This is a genomic window from Bartonella birtlesii IBS 325 (assembly GCF_000273375.1).
Classification (GTDB): domain Bacteria; phylum Pseudomonadota; class Alphaproteobacteria; order Rhizobiales; family Rhizobiaceae; genus Bartonella; species Bartonella birtlesii.
Genome location: NZ_CM001557.1, coordinates 1,532,286 through 1,538,314, shown reverse-complemented (window position 1 = coordinate 1,538,314; position 6,029 = coordinate 1,532,286). Strand labels below are relative to the sequence as shown.

Genomic DNA, 6,029 nt, shown 5'->3' with positions numbered 1-6,029 from the left:
TTAGTCCTTTCTTACTACAAATTTGATCCACACACTCATCCCACTTGTTATGTGCAAGTAAGTGGTTTTAGTTGATTCAACATAAACAGATTTGAAATGAGAGAATCTTACGATATTCGAGACTCTCATTCAACATACAAAACAGTGAATTATCATTATAAATCAATGTCTTGTAGACCGTGTAAGAGATACGATTAACAGCTCTTTTGCAGGTGCGGGTCGTTATGGATCCGGTGCCCATACAGGTGTATTGGCAAATGAACTTGGTGCTTTGTCCACCAGTGCTATGGCAGATCAATATAATCGTGATGCGGACCGCATGATGCAAGCCAATGCCATGATTGATCAAGCCAATCAAAGTCAGTTGGGAGTATCAAATAACTTCTTACAGGGTTATGGCAATGCCTATTCCAATGCTATACAGGGGGGAGGTGTGCTTGATGCCCACAATCAAAGAGTTGTTGATGCCAATCGTGAACGTTGGCTGGAGCAAGACAATAGCGGCTGGAATAGGTTGAATATGTTGATGAATGCTGCGCATGGCTTTGCAAGGAATTACGGTACGACAACGAATAATGTGTCAGGTTCTACCATGCAAGGTAATAGTCCATGGAAGAATACAGGAACTGTAGGCTCTCTAGCTCTTCAGGTAGCTCCGATGGCTTTTGGTTACATGGCAGGTGGTCCAGTAGGAGCAGCATTGGCAGGAGGAGCATCCAATGCCTTTTTAAATTACATGAATAGGTAATGAGAATGTAGAATAATTAAAGAATAGTTTTGTAGGAGAGTGTGATGGTTGCACCGATAATACCAATGGCTTTAGTAGCAGGAGCGAGATTTGCACCGCATATTATGAGATATCTTTATCCCAGAGTGGCTCCAAAAGCGGTTACAGGGGCGCAAAGATTTGGACAATTCATGAAAGCAAATCCAAAGAGTGCCATAGCTACTGGAGGAGCAATGACTCTTGCCCCTTTGATGGCACCAGAGGAAGTACATGCTCCAAACAACCCCTATTTACAGAATATGCAGCAGCCATATGGACCATTTATGCCCTATACGTCTCCTAGAACGGAAATGCCTCTTGGTGTAGGAAATCATTCCCCTATGCCAAATGCACTAGAGAGTACTCCACAAGAACTTAAACCTCATGTTAATGAACAAACGCAACCATTAGCACCCGCATCTCCAACACCGCCTCCTGAACCAACAGATGCAGAGAAATTTTTACAGTCCAATACTTATAAGTTTTTTCAATCTGATGCGTATCAGAAGCTTCAAGATCTTTTTGCAGGTATGGCGGCAGCGCCCTCAGGCGGTTCTGGGTGGGATGCGCTTGCAAGTGGTGTGAAGCATCTTAATGCAGGCGATAAAGAGAGAAGACAGGTTAACCAGACCGTCGAATATCTAAAGTCTAAAGGCTACAGCGAAGAAGAAGCCGCTATCATGGCACGGAATCCTCAAATGCTTAGCGCATTGCTAACAGGTGATGATACTTCTAAGTTACCTCTGGGGTATCAATGGTATACCAATCCACAGACAGGTGAACGTGAAGCGAGACCGATTAAAGGCTCTCTACAGGCACTTGAGTATAATCAGAAACTACAAGCACAGAAGGAATGGGAGGATAAAAAGAGAAGAAATGTTCTTGTCAATAAACAGCAGCTGCGTGCTGGATTAAGTGATATTGCAGACGCTATCAAACTCATAAAAGACGGTTATTCGACAGGGTTTGTTGGATGGGGGTCACGCGGCATTGGAGGAACACCTGCATATGAATTAGACAAATTATTGGATGGGATTAGAGGTGGCGTTCTAAAGACTGTATTTGAGAACCTAAAATCGATGAGTCCTAACGGCACAGCAGGGGTTGGTCCTATATCAGATTTCGAAAGTAAGGCGATGACATCGATGTTTGGTTCTTTGGATGTTGGGCGCGATAAGAAAGGATTGGAGAAGACTTTACGTCTTCTTGAAACAACATTGAGTGCTTTTAATAAGCTTAATGATACTAAATTATACAATGCGTTAACAGGGCAGCCTCTAGAAACGCCTAAGGAAATCTCTGATCAATATTCGATAGATTTATCGATGCCTAAAGGGAATTATGCAAATGCACCAATAGTAAAAAGTGCAAAAGATGTCGAAAACCTTCCAAAAGGAACAGTATTTTTGGTTAGGCGTGCAAATGGCAATCTAGTCCCTGTAGAAAAATAGGTTATCCCATGTCTGAATACAAAGATTATGATAAGTCACTTCTCCCTGAATGGGCTAGGAAATATAAGGTAGTTGGTCCTGAGATCCCCAACCCTCAAAATATAGCGGATTACTCTGAATATAAGGATTATGATAAGTCACTTCTCCCTGAATGGGCTAGGGAATATAAAGTAGTTGGTCCTGAGATTTCAAGCACTCAAGATACAACAGATGACTTCTCATTTTCTGATGAAGATCTTAGTGTGTGGGATGCGATTATGAGCCATGGGATATCTGGTTTAACAGCAGGTTATAGTGATGAGATACAAGCAGCGAATGAAGCGGGTTTTACGGATTATTGGAGCGGCGATAAACGAGCAGAAGAGATCTATAACAGAAGAGTAGCCAAGGAACGTGCTTACCAAAAAGCCTTGGAAGAAAAACATCCAGTGTGGTCTTCTATTGGTTATATACTTGGTTCTATTGTACCAACAGCAGCATCATTCATCCCTGGGCTAGGACTTTTAAGAGCCGGTTCAGTGGCAACATCAACATTTGGAAATCTTGGAAAGGCGGCACTTTTAGGAGCTGGTTCTGGTGCTTTGCATGGTTCTGGAGCAGGAGATGGTCTTTCTGGTCGTCTTATATCGGCAGGGACTGGTGGTGTTATTGGAGGAGTAGCTGGTCCTGTTGGTTCTCTTGCTGGTACAGCTGCTTCTTGGGGAACAAAAAAATAGGAAGGGGATTGCAACATGTTCCTTTTATAAAAGGAGGACGTTTTAATCCTGCTCATAAGGAAGTTCAAACCAAAGCAGTTAGAGAAGTTGCAAAAACATTATATGATGATGGTATTGAAAATGTTGCAGAAAGTCTTGCAAATGCACCACGCCATGCATTTTTGACAGATATTAGTCCGAATTTAGAAGTATCACTTGCGAATATGGGGACAACAAATACGCGTGTTTCTGAACTTTTGAAACAAGCACACGGGGAACGAGTGCAGAATGCTATTCGCCGTATTGGTCAATCGGCAGACGAAAACATTACGCCTCTCCAAGATACGAAAGTTTTAAAAAGGGCACTTAAAGAGAGTGGGGAAGCAGCATATGGACATCTTTATGAAAAAGCGATGCGAACTCCGATAGGGGAAAAGCATTATGGAGCTCTTGATAAGCTTTTTGAAAATGAAGTGTTTCAAGAAGCTGTCGAGCGAGCAGTTAAAATCTTAAAAAGAGATCGCCGTAAGGCAAAACCTGAGATGTTTTATTCGAGAGATTTTAGCCATCTTAACTATAAGCCTACAATGGAATTATTAGATCAAACCAAGAAGTCTCTTGATTACTTTATAAATAAACATCAGAATTTTGGCGACAAGCAAATGGTTTCTATATACCAATCGCTTAAGAAAGACTTGTTAGAGATAACGGACAGAATCTCTCCTACTTATAAAGCAGCACGGGCTAGTGTAGCAAAATATGAAGGTTTTGAAGAAGCGATAGCACAAGGCAAAAAAATTGCAGAAAGAGATGTATCTGGAGAGGGGATTGCAGAAGGTCTTCGTAAAGGAGTGATGTCAAATGGTCTCAATACCTATCATGTAGGGATGAGAGACTATATAGATGACATATTAAAAGGTTCTCGCCCTGTTAATAGCCTTTCGAATATTTTACAAACGGGTAGCATGTCTGATAATCTTAGCCGGTCTTTAAATCTTAAAAATATTCATGCGTTTAGAAAAGCTGTAGATGACGAAAGGTTCTATGAAGATGCAGCCCAAAGGGCATTCAAACCGTTTCAAGGAACGCCTGAACCTTCTCATTTTACAGGTGTTAATATGCCGTATGGAAAAGTGAGTGCAGCACGTGCAGGAGCAAAAATTACACAAAATATTTTATCGGATACAATTAGGAAATTGCCTCAAAAAGAAAGGCAAATATTTGAACGTGATATGACGAAGTTAGCAACTTTTGGCGTTAAAGGTATGAACCAGCAGGAAGTTGCTCAAATGTTACAAAGGTTCATAGATTGGCATAAAAGGGGAATTTTTACTGAGAAGGCAGCACATTTTATTTCTTCATTACTGATGGGAGAAACGGGTAGATGGACAAGGAGTAAGGTTCAATGACCCGTTATAGTCCTTCTGTCAATCAAGCGATACGGCAAACAGCAGCGCGTTATGGCTTGCCTGAAAGCTATTTATACCGTGTTGCGCAAGTGGAAAGTGGAGGCAATCCGAATGCAAGGAATCCACGCTCTTCTGCTGGTGGTTTGTATCAATTTATCGATAGCACCGCCAAACAATATGGTTTGCAGGATAGGTTTGACCCCATGCAAGCGGCAGATGCCATGGGGCGGTTGACACTTGATAATCGCAACCATTTAAGCCGTCTATTGGGAAGGGCGCCTAGTGAAGCAGAATTGTATTTAGCGCATCAACAAGGGGCAGGGGGAGCAGCGCGTCTTTTACAAAATCCCCATGCCAATGCAGCACAAATTGTTGGCAGCAATGCGGTTGGCTTGAATGGTGGGAACAGTGCTATGCGCGCCGGTGATTTTGTCAACCGTGTATTACAGATGTATGGTGGGCAACGGGCAAGGAGCCCATCTTTTGTTGCTTATAGTCATCCTGTAGCACAGGGAAAATTTGGTAATAGAGACAATTTGCTAGAAGTTTTACGGGCCTTATTAGCATCACAGGAAGAAGCTTCGAAAGAAGAAGAGAGTGATGAAGATGATAATCCTTTCATGACGCAATTTATGCGTGCATTTTACGGACCGTTTTACCGAAATTAGGATTTACGAGAAATGTCAACGATTTATGATTGGTCGCTTAGAGCGGCGGATAATACACGTTCTGATGATTTAATTGATTGGTCAGAAGGACAACGTCCTAGCACAATCAATAACAGTGCACGTGGTATGATGCAACGTGTAAGAGAGTATTTATCGGATACGGGCGGTGCGATAGAAAGTACGTTTACGGTTAATCACAGCCAACAAACAACATCGATTAGGCTCCAAACCAAATCACAATTTTTGGAGTACAAGAATGGTATAGTTTTGCGCTTTAAAGCAAAAGGCAAGAATGTTGGAGGAACCACGGTAGCGCTCAATAGTCTCTCAACTAAACCTGTTTACAAAGCGTCAGAAAGCAACGGTGCGATTTTGTTAGAGGGAGGAGAGCTTCAAAACGGATGCATTTATACTTTAGTGTATGATGAAGAGATCTCTGGTTGGCAGTTGCTTAATCCTACTTCTACACAGTCGCAATTAGGTTTGTCAGGTTCTCCTTATCCGTCAGGTTTTATCGGTACGTTTGCAATGCAGGCGTTGCCTAGTGGTTGGTTGCTGTGTGACGGACAAGCTTATTCACGGATGTTTTATAGTGATTTATTTGCGGCGATAGGCACGAGATGGGGGAGTGGAGATGGCTACAGAACGTTCAATATCCCGGATTTGCGTGGGATGTTTTTACGTGGTTATGATGGAGGACGCAATGTTGATACAGGGCGTAGTTTTGCGAGTATACAGCAGGATTTAATTCAAGCCCATGAACATGAGGGTCATAGGGTCTCGGTTTCACAGATAAGAGAGGATAATGCTCATTATTGGCATGGAGATGCAACCATTTTATGGGGGCATATACTTGATGATGATAAGAAAAAGAAAGTTTCGGCGGTTTCTGGAGTAAGAGAAGAAGATATTAGAACTTATGATATTTTATCCGTTCCTCGAGCGCAATCAGATAGACAACATCTCTCAGGTTTGTTGAACAGGAGAAGTGAAACGCGCCCGATTAATGTATCGGTTGTCTTTGCGATAAAAACCTGAGG

At 42.2% G+C, this 6,029-nt stretch carries 5 protein-coding genes and 1 pseudogene; all 6 read left to right on the top strand.

Features of this window, described 5'->3' with window-relative positions; translation table 11 throughout:
* Positions 1 to 172: 172 nt before the first annotated feature.
* A pseudogene (locus tag QWU_RS09385) lies at positions 173 to 748 on the top strand (hypothetical protein); the annotation flags it as partial.
* Positions 749 to 792: 44 nt separating this feature from the next.
* Entirely contained in the window at positions 793 to 2,217 is a 1,425-nt protein-coding gene (locus QWU_RS07375; protein ID WP_006589473.1) for a hypothetical protein, read from the top strand.
* Positions 2,218 to 2,225: 8 nt separating this feature from the next.
* Positions 2,226 to 2,933 carry a glycine zipper family protein gene (locus QWU_RS10405; RefSeq protein ID WP_245256354.1) on the top strand — a complete coding sequence of 236 codons (708 nt, stop codon included), beginning with the start codon at positions 2,226 to 2,228 and terminating at the stop codon, positions 2,931 to 2,933.
* Positions 2,934 to 2,941: 8 nt separating this feature from the next.
* Positions 2,942 to 4,321, top strand: coding sequence for a hypothetical protein (locus QWU_RS09380; RefSeq protein ID WP_245256353.1), 1,380 nt, complete (start codon positions 2,942 to 2,944; stop codon positions 4,319 to 4,321).
* On the top strand, positions 4,318 to 4,989 hold the full coding sequence (locus QWU_RS07365) for a transglycosylase SLT domain-containing protein (RefSeq protein ID WP_006589475.1): 672 nt from the start codon (positions 4,318 to 4,320) through the stop codon (positions 4,987 to 4,989). The genes QWU_RS09380 and QWU_RS07365 overlap by 4 nt, the downstream gene beginning before the upstream one ends.
* A 12-nt stretch (positions 4,990 to 5,001) precedes the next feature.
* Positions 5,002 to 6,027, top strand: a complete 1,026-nt coding sequence (locus QWU_RS07360) for a phage tail protein (protein ID WP_017196496.1) — start codon at positions 5,002 to 5,004, stop codon at positions 6,025 to 6,027.
* The last annotated feature ends 2 nt before the right edge of the window (positions 6,028 to 6,029 follow it).

Bases quoted from the DNA above. Each gene is read 5' to 3' on its own strand.
- QWU_RS10405 (WP_245256354.1), top strand. From the start codon at position 2,226: ATGTCTGAATACAAAGATTATGATAAGTCACTTCTCCCTGAATGGGCT.
- QWU_RS07360 (WP_017196496.1), top strand. From the start codon at position 5,002: ATGTCAACGATTTATGATTGGTCGCTTAGAGCGGCGGATAATACACGT.
- QWU_RS07365 (WP_006589475.1), top strand. From the start codon at position 4,318: ATGACCCGTTATAGTCCTTCTGTCAATCAAGCGATACGGCAAACAGCA.
- QWU_RS07375 (WP_006589473.1), top strand. From the start codon at position 793: ATGGTTGCACCGATAATACCAATGGCTTTAGTAGCAGGAGCGAGATTT.